The sequence below is a fragment of the Mesorhizobium sp. LEGMi-168a genome (assembly GCF_058312955.1).
This window is the reverse complement of record NZ_JBZEGV010000021.1, coordinates 104,304-119,218: the sequence shown is the minus strand read 5'-3', so window position 1 is coordinate 119,218 and position 14,915 is coordinate 104,304. Positions and strand designations below refer to the sequence as shown.

Here is a 14,915-nt window from a genome sequence, read left to right as displayed (position 1 = left end):
GGTCCGGAACCTCGCCAAATACATCCAGAAACACCATGCCGACCTCCGATCATCCAGAGGTCCTTCAGAATCCATTTCGATAACCGCCGCAAGAGTCCAATTCTACTCATGTGCGATTCCCCTGCCCTCAAGGGGGGAGATCGCCAGCGGCGAAACACTTTCTACCTCTCGCCGCATTGACCGCAGCCTCCACAGCGGCGACGAGTAACGCTTTCAATTCCAACGGATTGCATCTTGCGCCAAACCCATTTCCTCAACGCCAAGCTCGCCGACGGCACGCTGGCCGACCTCACCGTCTCCGATGGCCGCTTCAGCGCCATCACGCCTGCCGCCAATGCCGCTACCCCGCCGGCCGGCGCCACCGACCTCGCCGGCCAGCTCGTTCTGCCGGCCTTCGTCGAGGGCCATATCCATCTCGACACCTCCTTCTATGGCGATGCCTGGCGCCCGCACATTCCCTGCACCAACGGCTTCGACGTGCGCGAGCGCGTGGCTTTCCAGATGCGGAACCTTGAGCAGGCCGCGCCGATGGCAGAGCGTGCGAAGAACCAGCTCGAGCTTTGCGTCGGCAACGGTAGCCTCGCCATGCGCAGCCATGTCATGGTCGACGCCATGGTCGGGCTGAAGCATGTCGAGACGATCCTTGGCGTGCGTGAGAAATACCGCGAGCTGATCGACATCCAGCTCGTCGCCTTCCCGCAGAGCGGCATTCTGTCCTCTCCGGGCACGGCGGAGCTGCTGGACGAGGCGCTGAAACTCGGCTGCGACCTGATCGGCGGGCTCGACCCGGCAAGCTTTGACCGCGACGTGAAGGGCCATCTCGACGTGGTCTTCGCTCTTGCCGAAAAGCGCGGCGTCGGCATCGACATCCATCTCCATGACGGCGGCACGCTCGGCCTGTTCGAGATCGAGGACATATGCGCGCGGACCACGGCACTGAGCATGCAAGGAAAAGTCGCCGTCAGCCACGCCTATGCGCTGGGCGACATTTCCGCCGACGCGCTGGCCAGGGCCGGCGAGCTGCTCGCAGCCTCCGGCGTCGCCATCATGACCAACGCGCCCGGCAACCATCCTTTCCCGCCGGTGGCGGCACTGCGCAAGGCGGGCGTCACCGTCTTTGCCGGCTCCGACAACATCCGCGATTCCTGGTGGCCCTATGGGGACGGCGACATGCTCAACCGCGCCAACATGATCGGCTACCGCTCCGGCTTTTACGAGGATTGGGAACTGGAAGCGGCTTGCGACGTGGTGAGCCACGCCGGCGCCAGGGCGCTGGGCCTGGAAGGTTATGGCATAGCCGTCGGCGCCAAGGCCGATTTCGTCGCGCTCCGGGCCGAGCACGTGCCGGAAGCGGTGGTGGCGGTGCCGAAAGAGCGGACCGTGTATCGCGCGGGCGGGGCGATTGCCAAGAATGGCGCAATGATCGGGTGAGGGCCGGGCGGCGCCGAGAAAATCGGCACTGCCAGGCCTTCGCATGGATCGTTTCTCCGGCGCCGACGTTCCTTCCGATGAAACAGAGATCGGGAGGTTTCCATGGCTGACCAGAGCAGGGAAGACCGCATCCGCCAGCGCGCCTATGAACTTTGGGAAAAGGAAGGAAAGCCCGAGGGCGCCGACTTGCGCTTTTGGGAAAAGGCGATGGACGAGATCGACGAAGAGGATCAAAGGCAGGATACGTCGGGCAAACCCGCCCGCCGCGCCGGCGCATAGCCGCCGGAGCGCTGTGAATGCGCGGCCCTGAAATGGGCCCCCCAACGGCGGGTTTGACTATGCATGTCGCCCAAAAGTGCGCAGCGGTTTTGGGAGAGCGACATGCATCAAGACAAAGACCTAAAGCGCGTCGCCTGACTCCGTTTCTGCGCGACGCGCTTTAGCCCGTCCATGATGGTCGTGTGGCAATGGATGTTCGCGACGCCATCGGTCGAGCGCTGGCCTGGTCCAGCGGATGGTTCAACTACGCCACCTCGCTGTGGCTCTTCTATCAGCTTGCCATCATCCTCACGCTGTTCGTCGCGGCCAGATTTGCCGGGCAGCGTGTCGAGCTGCTCGTCGAGGACCGGGCACGCCAGATCAAGGGCCATCCCAGCCTGCTGAGGGTCGTGATCGCCCTGTTGCGACGCACGGACTGGATCCTCTTCACGCTTTTCCTGCTTGCCGCGCTCAACCTCATGCGCCCTTTCGTGTGGCCGAGCCACCTCTACCTCATCCACGTCGCCCTTTCGCTGTCGCTCGCGTGGCTTTTCGCGTCGGTGCTGTCGCGCATGGTTCACAACCGCTTCGTCGCCCGCCTGCTCGGTTGGCTGATCTGGGCCTACGCGGCGCTTGTCATCCTGGGCGTCAGTGACGAGACCGCGACCTTGCTGGACAGCCTGGCAATCCCAATGGGCACGGTCCGCCTTTCGGCCCTGCTGCTGCTCAAGGCGCTGCTACTGCTGGCCGCCACGGTCTGGTTTGCCGTGGTCATCGGCAACTATGTCGATGAGCGCGTCCGCATCTCCGAGGAACTGACGCCCTCGATCCGCGTCCTCGTCGGCAAGGTGGCGAAGATCGGCCTGGTCCTGATTGCCGGCGCCTTCGCCCTTTCCGCCGTCGGCGTCGATCTGACGGCGCTGACGGTTTTTTCCGGCGCGATCGGCGTCGGTCTCGCCTTCGGGTTGCAGAAGGTCGTTTCGAACTTCGTCTCCGGCATGATCATCCTGCTCGACAAGTCGATCAAGCCGGGCGACACCATCTCGCTCGAAGGCACATTCGGCTGGATACGCGAATTGCGGGCGCGCTTCGTCTCGGTGGTGACACGCGACGGCCGCGAATATCTGATCCCGAACGAAGACTTCATCACCCAAAGGGTCATCAACTGGTCGTTCAGCGACAACCTCGTGCGGCTCGACGTGGACTTTGGCGTCTCCTACGACGCCGACCCGCATAAGGTCAGCGAACTGGCGATAGAGGCTGCGATCAGCGTCGGCCGGGTCGAAGCCGATCGGCGGCCGGTCTGCTGGCTGACGGGGTTCGGCGACTCCTCGCTCAACTTCGTCCTGCGCTTCTGGATCCACGATCCGCAGCAGGGCCTGACCAATGTGCGCGGCAAGGTGTTGCTGGCACTGTGGGATACATTCAAAAAGAACGGCATAGGCATCCCCTATCCGCACCGTGAAATCATCGTCAGGGACGGGGCCGCGCAGAAAGGCAATTGGGCGGCCCGCTGAGCGGCGACGGGACCGCGCTACCCATAAATTAATTTGCATGCATATGTTTCAGGCCACGCCGGCTTCGTGAAGCATTTCACCGTTCGCGCGCAATCGGCTGGTTACAGACGCACCGCAAAAGCGGCGCCCGGTGAGCGGGCGGTCTTTCTGCCGCTGCTTTGTGGAGGTCCCGATGTTCAAAAGCCTTAACCGCATCCGCGCCGCCTTTGCGCGGGCAAGCAAGCGCCGCAGGACGATGCGCGAGCTGAACGAACTGCCGCCGGAGATCCGCAAGGACATCGGCTGGCCGGAGGTGAGCGAGGCCGACGAGATTCGGTTGCCGTTCTAAGGCTGACAGTCATCCCGACGGTTCCGGATCAGTTCGGCAAGGTGATTTCGCGGCTGAGCTTCACCAGCCCCGCGCGCGTGTGGCGGCCGGTCTTCTCGAATACCCGCAAAAGATGCGTCCGCACCGTGCTTGGCGCCACGCCCAGCCTTTCCGCGATGCTGTCCGTCCGCTGGCCGGCCACGACGAGCTCGAAGACGCGCTGCTCGGCCGGCGTCAGTTCATAGAGCAGGCGCATCGCGTCGGCGGGCATTTCAAGGGGCGCCGTGGCATCGCCGATGAATACGGCGACGGCAGCGCGGCGGTCCAGCCCGCTGCGCAACGTGCGTTTTTCCAGCGGCATGACCTGCACCGCAAGCGCCGTTCCGTTGCGGGATTTCGCCGCGCTGCCGATGCCGCGCCGGCCGAGCTCCTGCTCCGCCCGCGCCGCCACCCCAACTACCGCCTGCAGGCGAGTGGGCACCAATTCGCGCAGCAGCGCGAGCTTGCCACGGACAGTGAGTATCGGGTCGCCGTTCTTCAGCATGGTCCTGGCAGCGGCGTTGGCATGTACGATCGACATGTCTTCCGCGACCAGCACCACGGCCGAACGGGTAGCATCGAGGGCGGCCTCGAACGTGGTCGCGGCCGACGTCGCATTGTCCAGCAGCCGGCTGATGATGGCGGCGCGCCGCAAATGCGGTGCCAGGATGCGCAAGCCGTCCATGTCCGCTTCCGTCAAGGGGGGAGCTGATTCGTGCCGACCCAGCCCCACATTGCCCAGCATGGTCCTGTCGCGCGCCAGAAGGATGCCGACCTGGTCGACCAGGCCGAGCGGCCGCGACCACTCGCGATCGAAGCGGTTTGCCTCCTTCACCTCCGGACCTATGACCTGCGAATGGAGCACCGGCTCTTCCAGCGGCAGTTCAGCCAGCCTGGCGGCGCCACCCCACAGATGGACGACGTCGTCGTTGTAGAGGTTCATTCTGGCAACATAGTCTGCCGGGATGTTGGACGTCACCTGGACGACGCTGTTGCCGGTTGGCAATGCGATGATCCCGAGGGCTCCGATGTGGAAACCGAAATGGCTCCGCATATCGTCGAGGGCTGTCTGCCAAAGACTGGGTTCGATGACGGCATCGTAGAAATTGCCGATCATTCGGATGAGTTCGAAAGCTTCATCGCTCAAGGCCTGCTCTCCCCGAAAGCGCCGATCGGCAAACTACAACACAGCGTGGCCAACATAGCCAGCTTGGGCGACATCCTTGCCGCTCGCGTCGCCAAGCGTATCCACCAAGTGGTGGACGCCATTCCTCAAACCGGTCGCTAATTCTCAGCAACAACATGGACCGTGAATAGGGGACTGCATGGTGAAGGCGGGGACTGGGGCGGATCCAAGGAGAAACGGCGCGCCGGCGCGCCTGCTCTCGACCATCGCGCTGGCGGGATATGGTCTTCGCGGCACCGCGCTGACGGCGGGGCTGGCCGCGAGTTTGGTGGCCATTGCGCCCAATGAGGCGAGCGCGCAGTTCGTCTGCGCGGCCACGGGCGGGGGCGGCGGGGGCGCCGATGCGAGCGGAAGCATCTTCAACTTTGCATGTGGTCCCGAAGCCGACGCCCACGGCACCAACGGCAGTAACAACATTGCGGTCGGCGCCGATGCTTGGGCCTACGGCGACAGCAGCAACAATGTTGCGATCGGCCCTGGATCCCAAGCCTTTGGCGACAGCAGTTACAACTACGCGAGCGGCTATAGCTCCTGGGCCTTTGGCGATGAAAGTCGCAACACTGCGAGCGGCCCCTCTTCCGATGCCACCGGGGATTTTAGCGCCAACACCGCAAACGGCGCCTCCGCTGATGCCTTCGGAGATCGTAGTGCCAACACCGCCACTGGCCAGTGGGCGAAAGCCATGGGCGACGACAGCTACAACAATGCGAACGGCGCGTATTCCGATGCCAGCGGCAGCGGCAGCGCCAACACCGCGAGCGGCGCTGGGGCCCAAGCCTATGGCGACGGCGGCGTCAACAGTGCGTTCGGCGCCGACGCCCATGCCTTTGGCGACGGCAGCCACAACATCGCGAGCGGTAATCTAGCCAATGCCTCCGGCGACGGCAGCAACAACATTGCCATCGGATACAGGGCAGTCGCCTCAGGCGCGGGCACTGCGAACATCGCCGTCGGTCAAGGCGCCACCTCGAGCGGCGCCGACTCGATCGCGCTGGGCAACAATGCAAAATCCTTGGCCGCGGGCAGCGTGGCCCTCGGCGAAGGAGCGACAGCCGGCTTCGCCAATTCGGTCGCCATCGGTCAAGGGGTGAGCACGGACCGTGCCGGTCAGGTCAAGGTCGGCTCGGACACCAGCACCTACACGCTTTCGGGCATCGCATCCTCACAAAGCCGGTCGGCACAGTCGGGCGACATCTATTTCGCAACCTCGGATTCGGCCGGCAACCTCGCGCTCTCCGACTATGGGCCGAGTACATTCGCGGCATACGATGCCCAGATCAGTGCCAACACCAGCGCTATCGCCGGTCTCGACGGCCGGGTCGGTTCGTTGGAGAAGACGGTCGGCGGTCTGTCCGGCAACATCGACAAGGCCTTCGAGGGCACGGCGATTGCGCTTGCCATGGCTGGCGCCGGCCTGCCTGGTGACAAGAACTATGCCGTCTCCATCAATTGGGGCGGCTTTGAAGGCGAGAACGCTTTTGCCGGCACGACCGCCATACGTCTTTCCGATCACGTGCAGCTGAACGGCGGTATCGGGGTTGGCGCGCGGCGTGGCACGGTGGGCGGACGCGCCGGACTGATGCTTACTTGGTAAGATGAGCAAACCTTCGTATGGGGCGACCCCGCTGGCCGGTTCCGGCGCAGCAGGTGCGGCATGGCATCGGACTGCAACATGGTTTGGCCGGCGCCTTGTTTTCGTTTTGGCTGCCGTATCCATTTGCCTGCTGCAAGTCTCGCTGGTCGCGTCTCAGACGAACAAGGAAACCCGCGTCGCCGACAAGCCGGCCAAGAGCCCGACACCTGCCAATATTGACCGCAACGGCGTCCTGATCCTGGTGCGGTCCACGCTGCTTGCCCTCGATCAGGCCAACAAGACCGGAAACTACACCGTGCTACGTGACCTGGGTTCGCCGGGCTTCCAGACCAACACCGATGCCAGGCTGGCCGAGATATTCGCTTCCCAACGCAGCCAGGACCTGGACCTGAGCGGCATTGCCATTCTCGAACCGCAACTGACGGTGCTGCCGCGGATCGAAACCAACGGAATGCTGCATATGGCCGGGTTCTTCCCCTCGGCGCCGTTGCAGGTGAACTTTGAACTGCTGTTCGAGCCGGTAAACCGGCAATGGAAGATCTTCGGCATCTCGGTGAAACTCACCCCGGGCGGGCCGCAGGCGCCCGACACGCCCGTGGCCGATCAGCCCAAACCGGCGGAACCGCTCCCGGATGCGCCGTCAACCGCCGTCGGGGCTGGCAGGAAGACGAAACCGGCAAAACCCCGCAACGATTCCGTCAAGCCGTGAACTGCCCGCCATGGAGCGCTGCGTGTCTCCTGGACAGCACCACCGCGCTCGCACATCTTCGGTTGCGGGATGCCTTTCTTTTCGTTTGCGAACGGGCAGCACGGGCAGGTTCAATCGCCTGTGCTGCCTGGCCAGACGGTCAGCCGGCGGGCTTGTAGACGCCGGCGGCCTTGTTGGCAGCCGCGAGCACACCCTTCATGTCGAGCTCTTCAAGGACGACGAGGTCGCGCACCGAGCCGCTGGCCCGCACGGCAAGCGTCATGCCCATCCCGGCGGTCTGGTCCGGCACCTCGCCATTGACGACGACGTCATACATGCCGCGCGTGAACATCAGGCTGGTCATCTTGCCGCCGACGCTTTCAAAAAGCGCCTTGACTGCAACTTCCCGGTTCGATCCCTGCATCAGCCCCTTGGCGGCCTGGGGTTCGTAATTCGCCAATATGGTAACCTTCATGGGAATCTCCTCCAAATATCACGTCTCGGGCTGCCCAATCGCGTGGGCAGCACGGACTTGCCTTCCTTTCCTGACATTTGACCCTGGTCTGTGGACCGCCTGGGCAACTACGGCAAAACCGGCGGTTCAGCCGGAGCATGGCTTCGGCCTGCGATAACATGCGCCTATTCTAATATATCGGCAATTCCGCCATTCGACGGAACCCGGGCCGCTCGCCGGCCTTACCGACTGCTGGGGATGGCAATAGCTACCCCAGCCACCACCAGAGGCCGCCGACCGCCAGCGCGATCGCCAGCGCCACGCCGGCCAGCATCACATAGGAGCCGATGATCATATCGCGGATGATCTTCTTGACGCTGGCGCGGTCGTTGAGGTTGGGGAAGGGCTCGTTCGGAAGCGGAACGCCGAGGAAATCGCAAAGCGGGCCCCACCCGTCGGTCACCTTGAAGACCAGCAGCCTTTCCGGCGACACCGCCGCCTTCACTTCGTCGATATAGGCGTTGTAGCGCGCCACCGCCTTGCCGCGGTCGTCCATGACGCCTTTTAGGGCGCGGCCCCAGACCAGCTTGTTCGACATATCGCCGAATTTGCGGCCGAACGGCGTCAGCCATTCCAGCACCTTGAACTGCCAGACATTTTCGGTGAAGTAGATCGTGTCGATGGTGCTGTCGTACCAGGCTTCGGCGCCGCGCGGATGCAGCGTCAAAAGCACCTTGGCGCGTGGGTAGGCGGCCATCAGCTCGCGCCACACACAGCAGCCCGGATTGTCGACGGTGGCGCGATAATTGGCGAACACGCGGTTCCAGTCGTGCTGGCTGCCGGGCGGGCTGTTGGCCACCTTGCGCCAGAAGTCGAGATGGCCCTTGTTGGCCTTGTTCAGGATGACTTCCTGCATGTGGTAGCTCGGAAAGCCGAGCCTGTTCAGCGCGGCGAAAGTGGACCACGTGCCGGTGCGACCGAATCCGGCCCCGATAAGTTCGAGTGTCATTGCCCCCATCCCGTTCGGCCGGATTGATTTTCCCGCTATATCCGGCTGCTGCGATTTCATGCTGCGCCGAAGCCGTTTGGCCCGCAACATTTTTTCATTAGCATTTGTGAAAATATGTAGACCAGCGCATGGCGCCCAAAGTCTGCAGCGGTTTTGACATGCGAGAACAACAATGTCGCCTGGACGACGAGCCGTGACCGTTTGGGCTATTCACGCCGGGCGCGGAGGCTGATAATAGGTCAGCCTAATTGACCTAAAATACGAAAACGCCCCGCGGGAGGTGCGCCTTGACCCTGTTGAACCTTCTGGCCTCGCGCTCGTCGCGCATGAAGGCCTCGGAAATCCGCGAGTTGCTGAAGCTGCTCGACCAGCCCGACATCATCTCCTTTGCCGGCGGTATTCCGGACCCGTCGCTGTTTCCGGCTGAAGCCATCGGCGACGCATACCAGGCGGTGCTCGGCGGCGCGGAAGCGGGCGCTGCCCTGCAGTACCAGGTCAGCGAGGGTTTTCTGCCGCTGCGCAAATGGCTGGCCGGCTACATGGGCAAGCTCGGCGTCCAATGCGACGAGGCAAACATCTTCATCACCTCCGGCTCCCAGCAGGCGCTCGACTATCTCGGCAAGCTGTTCCTGTCGCCCGCAGACACCGCCCTGGTCACCTGGCCGACCTATCTCGGCGCGCTGCAGGCCTTCAACGCCTACGAGCCGCGCTACGACCGGCTGAACACCGCCGGCGGCAACATGACGCCGGAGGCCTATCGCGCGGCCGCCGCCGCGAACGGCGGCAAGGTGAAATTCGCCTATCTGGTGCCGGATTTCGCCAACCCGACCGGCAACACGCTCGATGCCGCGCAGCGCAGGGCGGTGCTCGACCTCGCCGGCGAGCTCGACATCGCCGTCATCGAGGACGCCGCCTATCGGGCGCTGCGCTATGACGGCGAGGCGGTGCCGCCGATCCTGGCGCTCGACTGCGCGCGCTCCGAGGGCATCGATAACGCCCGCACGCTCTATTGCGGCTCGTTCTCCAAGATCCTGTCGCCGGGCATGCGCGTCGGCTGGGTCTGCGCGCCGCGCCATGTGGTGGAGAAACTGGTGCTGATGAAGCAGGCGTCCGACCTGCACAGCCCTTCGATCAACCAGATGGTCATGCACCGCGTCGCCGAGACCATTTTCGATGGCCAGGTGGAGAAGCTGGTCGGCGCCTACCGCAAGCGGCGTGACGCGCTGCTCGGCGCGCTCGAAGCCGAGATGCCCGACGGCATTTCCTGGAGCCGGCCGGATGGCGGCATGTTCGTCTGGCTGACGCTGCCGGAAGGCGCGGATGCCACCGAACTCCTGGCGCGTTCGGTGAAGGAGGCGCGTGTTGCCTTCGTGCCCGGCAACGCGTTCTACGCCGACGGCACCGGTCGCAACACGCTGCGCATGTCCTTCACGCTGGCGGATGATCGCGCGGTGAACGAGGGCGTGCCGAGGCTGGCGAAGTTGATGAGGGGGTAATCTCCCCCCCTTGAGGGGGAGATGTCGCCGAAGGCGACAGAGGGGGTCGTCTCACATAGAGCGCCGACGCCTTGCGGAGACAAAGGAGGTTGGCGCTCCACGCGCGGCGACCCCCTCTGGCCTGCCCGTCCTCCGCAGCAGCTGCGCTGCAGCTGCGGAGGGTGGACCGGCCATCTCCCCCTCGAGGGGGGAGATTACAGCTTCGCCGGCTGTCACCTCCTGCTCGCACAACCGTGATCGGTAGTGCGCAGGCGTGATTATCGGCGCGGCCGATTCTTCGGCTAGGGTCCCGGCCGATCCAACACCCCCCTGGATCGACCGGCGGCGAAGTCCCACCTTCGCGGCCTCGAACGAAAGAGCCCCGACGGCCTCCACCGGCGGGGCTTTTTTCGGTCTTGCGACGGTCCGTTAGCGCTGCCCTTTTTCGGGCCGCTCCGCTAAACTCTCACACCTTCGCCAGAAGGGGAGGAAAGCATGACCCTACGCCTCGGCTTCACCGTGCTTGCGCTCGCTGCCTTCGCCACCCAGGCATCGGCCTTCGAAATCTCCAGCCCGTCGGTCTCCAACGGCAAATGGGACGCAAAATATCTCGGCGACAAGGCCGGCTGCGGCGGCAAGAGCGTCTCGATCGCGCTTGCCTGGAAGGACCCGCCGGCCGGCACCAAGAGCTACGCGCTCACCATGTTCGATCCCGATGCCAACGGTGGCAAGGGGTTCTGGCACTGGCTTGCCTGGAACATCCCGGCGAGCGCCAAGGGCCTGGCCGAGGGCGCCGGCTCGAAAAGCAGCAAGCGCATGCCCAAGGGCACGGTGTCCGGGGAGGGCGGCGTTGGCCGCGCCGGCTATTTCGGCCCATGCCCGCCGCCCGGCAGCGGCACGCACCACTATGTCTTTACGCTCTATGCGCTCAGCGAAGCAAAGCTGCGCACGCCGGACAATCCGTCGCCGGAGATGGTGTCGGTCGCGGCGAAGAGCCAGGCGCTGGGCGAGGCGAGTGTGACGTATACGTATGGGAGGTAAGCGATCTCCCCCCTTGAGGGGGGAGATGGCCGGCAGGCCAGAGGGGGTCGCCTCGCACAGAGCGCGACTCCCTGCGAATGTGAAGAAGGAGGTCGGCGCTCCACGCGCGGCGACCCCCTCTGTCGCCTTCGGCGACATCTCCCCCTCAAGGGGGGAGATCAGCAGCTCACTCCGCCGCTTGCAGCTTATCCTGCGTCTTCGTCTTGAAGTCGCTGGCGTCGTGGCGTTCATGCAACTGGTAGGCAGGATCGCCGGAGAGGCGGTTGACCATACGGCCGCGTTTGACCGCCGGCCTGGCGTCGATCGCGTCGGCCCAGCGCTGCACATGCTTATACTCATGCACGGAGAGGAACTGCGCGGCATCGTTGTAGCTGCGGCCCTTGGCAAGCCCGCCATACCAGGGCCACACCGCCATGTCGGCGATGGTGTAGTCGGGCCCGGCGAGGTACTCGCTCTCGGCGAGGCGCCGGTCGAGCACGTCCATCTGCCGCTTGGTCTCCATGGCGAAGCGGTCGATGGCGTACTCGATCTTTTCCGGCGCATAGGCGTAGAAATGGCCGAAGCCACCGCCGAGATAGGGGGCCGAGCCCATCTGCCAGAACAGCCACGAGAAGGTTTCCGCCCGGGCGGCACGCTCCGTCGGCAGGAACTCGCCGAATTTTTCCGCGAGATAAGTCAGGATCGAGCCGGATTCGAACACGCGCACCGGCTTCGGCTCGCTGCGGTCCATCAGCGCCGGGATCTTGGAATTCGGGTTGACCTCGACGAAGCCGCTGCCGAACTGATCGCCGTCGTTGATGCGGATCAGCCAGGCGTCGTATTCGGCGCCCCTGTGGCCGCGCGCCAAAAGCTCCTCCAGCATGATCGTCACCTTCTGGCCGTTGGGCGTGGCCAGCGAATAGAGCTGCAGCGGATGCTTGCCGACCGGCAATTCCTTCTCATGCGTCGGCCCGGCGACCGGGCGGTTGATCGAGGCGAAGGCGCCGCCATTCGGCTTGTTCCAGGTCCAGACTTTCGGGGGGGTATACTGGTTCATCTCGGGGGCCTTGTTCCTGCGGGGCGGATTCGGGTTAGTTGGCGATAGACTTAGGTACGGTTCCACGTCCGTCAAAGAAAAAAGTTCAACTTTCGTTGAACTAATGACTGGACCAGCGCGGCGCCTCTCCTTCTCCCATATGGGAGAAGGGAAGATGCCCTTGCACCGCGCCCCTTTGGCCATACCTATACAAAAAGACCCGCAATGCAGGATCGACCGATGACAATCGAAAAAATCTCGCGCTCCGTCGTGGGCGTGCGCGCCACGGTTCCGGACGACGCCTTCACCGCCAACGCGCTGGGCACACGCCGCGAAGGCAGCGGCGTGGTGATCCGCGACAACGGGCTGGTGCTCACCATCGGCTATCTCATCACCGAGGCCGAGGAAGTGTGGCTGACCGACCAGAACGGCCGCGTGGTGGCCGCGCATGCGCTGGCCTACGACCAGGAGACCGGCTTCGGCCTGGTGCAGGCGCTGTCGCCGCTCGGCCTGCCGGCGGTCAAGTTCGGCAATGCCAGGAAGGCCAATATCGGCGACGCCGTGACGCTCGCCGACGGCATCGGCCAGCAGGTCGACGCCCACATCGTCACCAAGCAGGAATTCGCCGGCTATTGGGAATATCTCATCGACGAGGCGATCTTCACCGCGCCGGCGCACCCGTCGTGGGGCGGCGCTGCGCTGTTCGACGGCGACGGCAAGCTGCTCGGCGTCGGCTCGCTGCGTCTGCAGATGAGTCGCGCCGGCGAGGTCGCCGACATCAACATGATCGTGCCGATCGACCTTCTGACGCCGATCCTCGACGACCTTGTGAAGCGCGGCCAGGTGGCCAAGCCCGCGCGTCCGTGGCTCGGCGCCTTTTCGGCCGAGTCTAACGGCATGGTGGTGGTGATGAGCGTCGCCGAGGGCGGCCCGGCCGCCAAGGCGGGTCTCCGCCAGGGTGACATCATCTCCGATGTGCGCGACGGCGAGGTCGACGGTCTCGCCGACTTCTATCGCAAGCTCTGGCAGAATCCGGCCGGCGCGGAGATCCCGCTACGCGTGGTGCGCGACGGCCGCGAGACCTGGCTCAGGGTAAAATCCGCCGACCGCAACTCCTTCCTCAAGAAGCCGCAGCTGCAGTAACGCCGCCCGATGCATCCAAGGCTGCTGAAGACGTTTCTCGCGGTGGCGCGCACGCGCAACGTCACGCGCGCGGCGACCGAAGTGCATCTCGCGCAGTCGAGCGTCAGCGACCAGATCCAGGCGCTGGAAGCCGAGTTTGGCGCCAGCCTCTTCACACGCTCGCGGCAGGGGCTGGAACTGACGCCGGCCGGCGAGGCGTTGAAACCCTATGCGGAGCAATTGCTGGCGCTCGCCGACGACGCGCGCGCTGCTGTCAACGCCATCGAGAACGAGACGGCCGGCCGGCTTGCGATCGGCGCGCTGGAGACGATCGCTTCCATAAAACTTCCCGGCTGGCTCGCCGATTTCCAAGCCGCCCACCCCGACATCGACATCAAGCTGAAGATCGCCGGCAGCGGCGAATTGCTGCGCAGGCTGGGCGACGGCGAGATCGACGTCGCCTTCTGCTTCGACAGGGTCGGCGACAGCGAGCGGGACGAACGCTTTGCCAGACGCGTCGTCGCGGCGGAGCCGCTGGTGCTGATTGCGCCGCCCGGCGAGAACCGGACGCAGATCGATCTGGCGGAGCTTGCCGAAAAACGCTTCGTCGCCACCGAAACCGGATGCGTCTACCGCGCCATGGTCGACAATGCTTTCGCCAAGGCCGGCCTCGGCGGGCCGAAGCTGGCAGCCGAAGCCGGCAGCATCGACGCCATCGCCGGCCTGGTGGCGGCCGGCGCCGGCCTCGGCATCGTGCCGCGCCTGGCGGTCGCGGCCGCGCTCGACCGCGGCGAGGTCGCCGAGATCGCATGGCCGGGGCCGGTCCGGTCAGCGGACTTGGTGATGATCTGGCGGCGCCGCCGCGTCCAGCCGTCGCTGAAGGCACTGCTCGCTGCTGCGGGCGAGGGCTTTTCATCGGTCATACCAGCCGATGCCCGCCCTCGACATGCAGTGTCGTTCCCGTCGTGAAGCCGTTGTCCATCAGGAAGCGGATTGCGTCGGCAATGTCTTCCGGCCGGCCGACCCGCCCCACAGGCAGCCGTTCGGCCATCGCGGCGAGCGTCTCATTCTTTGCATCGCCGGCGACGAACTGCCAGATCGGCGTGTCGACCCAGCCAGGCGAGACGGCATTGACGCGGATCGGCGCCAGCTCGACGGCCAGGGCGCGCACCAGCCCCTCGAGCGCGGCGTTGACGGCGGCGACGACCGAGCCGCGCGCCGCCGGCCGGTAGGCGGCGATGCCGGAGACGAAGGTGAGCGAGCCGTTGGGCGGAAGCTTCGGCGCGCCATGCTTGGCCAAGAGCAGCGGCCCGTAGAACTTGCACTCCACCACCTTTTGCGCGGCTGAAAGCTCGACCTCGGGCAGCAGCCGGTAGGCGCCTTCGATGTCGGCCGCGGTGCTGACGATATGGTCGAGCCGGCCGATGCGCTCGAAAAGTGCGGCGACCGCATCCTCGCGGCTGATGTCGACCACCGCTGTCTCGATCGCGTCCAGGCGGCCGAGTTCATCCCGCGCGGTGCCCAGCTTCGCTTCGCTGCGCCCGGCAATGACGACACGCGCGCCCTCGTCGAGGCAGCGCCTGGCGAGCGCCAACCCCATGCCCGAGCTGCCGCCGACGATAAGAATTCTTGTCTTGTCCATGTCCATGCCTTTCCTTTGCGTGGACAGTGATGTGGCAGGCGGATGTTCACAGCGGAAACGGAAGAATCCGATAGCATCATCGGAGAGTCCGATGACAGATGGGTGGTGTCGATGACGCAGCCAATCTCCCCCCTTGT

At 64.8% G+C, this 14,915-nt stretch carries 16 protein-coding genes; 11 read left to right on the top strand and 5 right to left on the bottom strand.

Annotated features, from left to right (window positions below; translation table 11 throughout):
- Positions 1-231 precede the first annotated feature (231 nt).
- From AC4FWB_RS24255 to AC4FWB_RS24240, 4 genes are all read left to right on the top strand, one after another.
- Positions 232-1,431, top strand: coding sequence for an amidohydrolase family protein (locus tag AC4FWB_RS24255; protein WP_491028763.1), 1,200 nt, complete (start codon positions 232-234; stop codon positions 1,429-1,431).
- A gap of 102 nt (positions 1,432-1,533) precedes the next feature.
- Positions 1,534-1,710 carry a DUF2934 domain-containing protein gene (locus AC4FWB_RS24250; protein WP_491028757.1) on the top strand — a complete coding sequence of 59 codons (177 nt, stop codon included), beginning with the start codon at positions 1,534-1,536 and terminating at the stop codon, positions 1,708-1,710.
- A 188-nt stretch (positions 1,711-1,898) separates the two neighbouring features.
- Positions 1,899-3,206 carry a mechanosensitive ion channel family protein gene (locus AC4FWB_RS24245; protein WP_491028762.1) on the top strand — a complete coding sequence of 436 codons (1,308 nt, stop codon included), beginning with the start codon at positions 1,899-1,901 and terminating at the stop codon, positions 3,204-3,206.
- 172 nt (positions 3,207-3,378) lie between these two features.
- On the top strand, positions 3,379-3,534 hold the full coding sequence (locus AC4FWB_RS24240) for a YjiS-like domain-containing protein (protein WP_491028756.1): 156 nt from the start codon (positions 3,379-3,381) through the stop codon (positions 3,532-3,534).
- A 28-nt stretch (positions 3,535-3,562) separates the two neighbouring features.
- On the opposite strand, the gene AC4FWB_RS24235 is transcribed toward AC4FWB_RS24240, so the two are convergent.
- Positions 3,563-4,558, bottom strand: a complete 996-nt coding sequence (locus AC4FWB_RS24235; RefSeq protein WP_491028755.1) for a helix-turn-helix transcriptional regulator — start codon at positions 4,556-4,558, stop codon at positions 3,563-3,565.
- A gap of 36 nt (positions 4,559-4,594) precedes the next feature.
- Here AC4FWB_RS24235 and AC4FWB_RS24230 point away from each other — a divergent pair, with 36 nt between their 5' ends.
- Genes AC4FWB_RS24230 through AC4FWB_RS24220 form a run of 3 tightly spaced genes read left to right on the top strand, consistent with a single transcriptional unit; the run spans position 4,595 to position 7,041 of the window.
- Positions 4,595-4,840: a hypothetical protein gene (locus AC4FWB_RS24230; protein WP_491028754.1), complete on the top strand. Its 246-nt coding sequence runs from the start codon at positions 4,595-4,597 to the stop codon at positions 4,838-4,840.
- 37 nt (positions 4,841-4,877) lie between these two features.
- Positions 4,878-6,332, top strand: a complete 1,455-nt coding sequence (locus AC4FWB_RS24225) for a hypothetical protein (RefSeq protein ID WP_491028753.1) — start codon at positions 4,878-4,880, stop codon at positions 6,330-6,332.
- A gap of 1 nt (position 6,333) precedes the next feature.
- A complete protein-coding gene (locus tag AC4FWB_RS24220; protein ID WP_491028752.1) occupies positions 6,334-7,041 on the top strand; it encodes a hypothetical protein in 708 nt (235 codons plus the stop codon).
- 139 nt (positions 7,042-7,180) lie between these two features.
- Here the strand turns inward: AC4FWB_RS24220 and AC4FWB_RS24215 are convergent, their stop codons facing one another.
- Positions 7,181-7,495 carry a GYD domain-containing protein gene (locus AC4FWB_RS24215; RefSeq protein ID WP_491028751.1) on the bottom strand — a complete coding sequence of 105 codons (315 nt, stop codon included), beginning with the start codon at positions 7,493-7,495 and terminating at the stop codon, positions 7,181-7,183.
- 247 nt (positions 7,496-7,742) lie between these two features.
- Positions 7,743-8,483: a sulfotransferase family protein gene (locus AC4FWB_RS24210; protein WP_491028750.1), complete on the bottom strand. Its 741-nt coding sequence runs from the start codon at positions 8,481-8,483 to the stop codon at positions 7,743-7,745.
- Positions 8,484-8,809: 326 nt separating this feature from the next.
- Between AC4FWB_RS24210 and AC4FWB_RS24205 the strand changes: the two genes are divergently transcribed.
- On the top strand, positions 8,810-9,979 hold the full coding sequence (locus AC4FWB_RS24205; RefSeq protein WP_491028761.1) for an aminotransferase-like domain-containing protein: 1,170 nt from the start codon (positions 8,810-8,812) through the stop codon (positions 9,977-9,979).
- A gap of 474 nt (positions 9,980-10,453) precedes the next feature.
- The gene (locus AC4FWB_RS24200) at positions 10,454-10,999 is read left to right on the top strand and encodes a YbhB/YbcL family Raf kinase inhibitor-like protein (protein ID WP_491028749.1); all 546 of its coding nucleotides are present in this window, start codon (positions 10,454-10,456) and stop codon (positions 10,997-10,999) included.
- A 166-nt stretch (positions 11,000-11,165) separates the two neighbouring features.
- Here the strand turns inward: AC4FWB_RS24200 and yghU are convergent, their stop codons facing one another.
- Entirely contained in the window at positions 11,166-12,035 is an 870-nt protein-coding gene (yghU, locus tag AC4FWB_RS24195) for a glutathione-dependent disulfide-bond oxidoreductase (RefSeq protein ID WP_491028748.1), read from the bottom strand.
- A gap of 219 nt (positions 12,036-12,254) precedes the next feature.
- On the opposite strand from yghU, the gene AC4FWB_RS24190 reads away from it, so the two are divergent.
- Positions 12,255-13,157, top strand: a complete 903-nt coding sequence (locus AC4FWB_RS24190) for a S1C family serine protease (RefSeq protein ID WP_491028747.1) — start codon at positions 12,255-12,257, stop codon at positions 13,155-13,157.
- Between the two features lie 9 nt (positions 13,158-13,166).
- Positions 13,167-14,105, top strand: a complete 939-nt coding sequence (locus AC4FWB_RS24185; RefSeq protein ID WP_491028746.1) for a LysR family transcriptional regulator — start codon at positions 13,167-13,169, stop codon at positions 14,103-14,105.
- Here AC4FWB_RS24185 and AC4FWB_RS24180 read toward each other — a convergent pair.
- Positions 14,056-14,784 (bottom strand): SDR family oxidoreductase, encoded by a 729-nt coding sequence (locus tag AC4FWB_RS24180; RefSeq protein WP_491028745.1) that lies wholly within the window; start codon positions 14,782-14,784, stop codon positions 14,056-14,058. The genes AC4FWB_RS24185 and AC4FWB_RS24180 overlap by 50 nt on opposite strands.
- Positions 14,785-14,915: the final 131 nt, after the last annotated feature.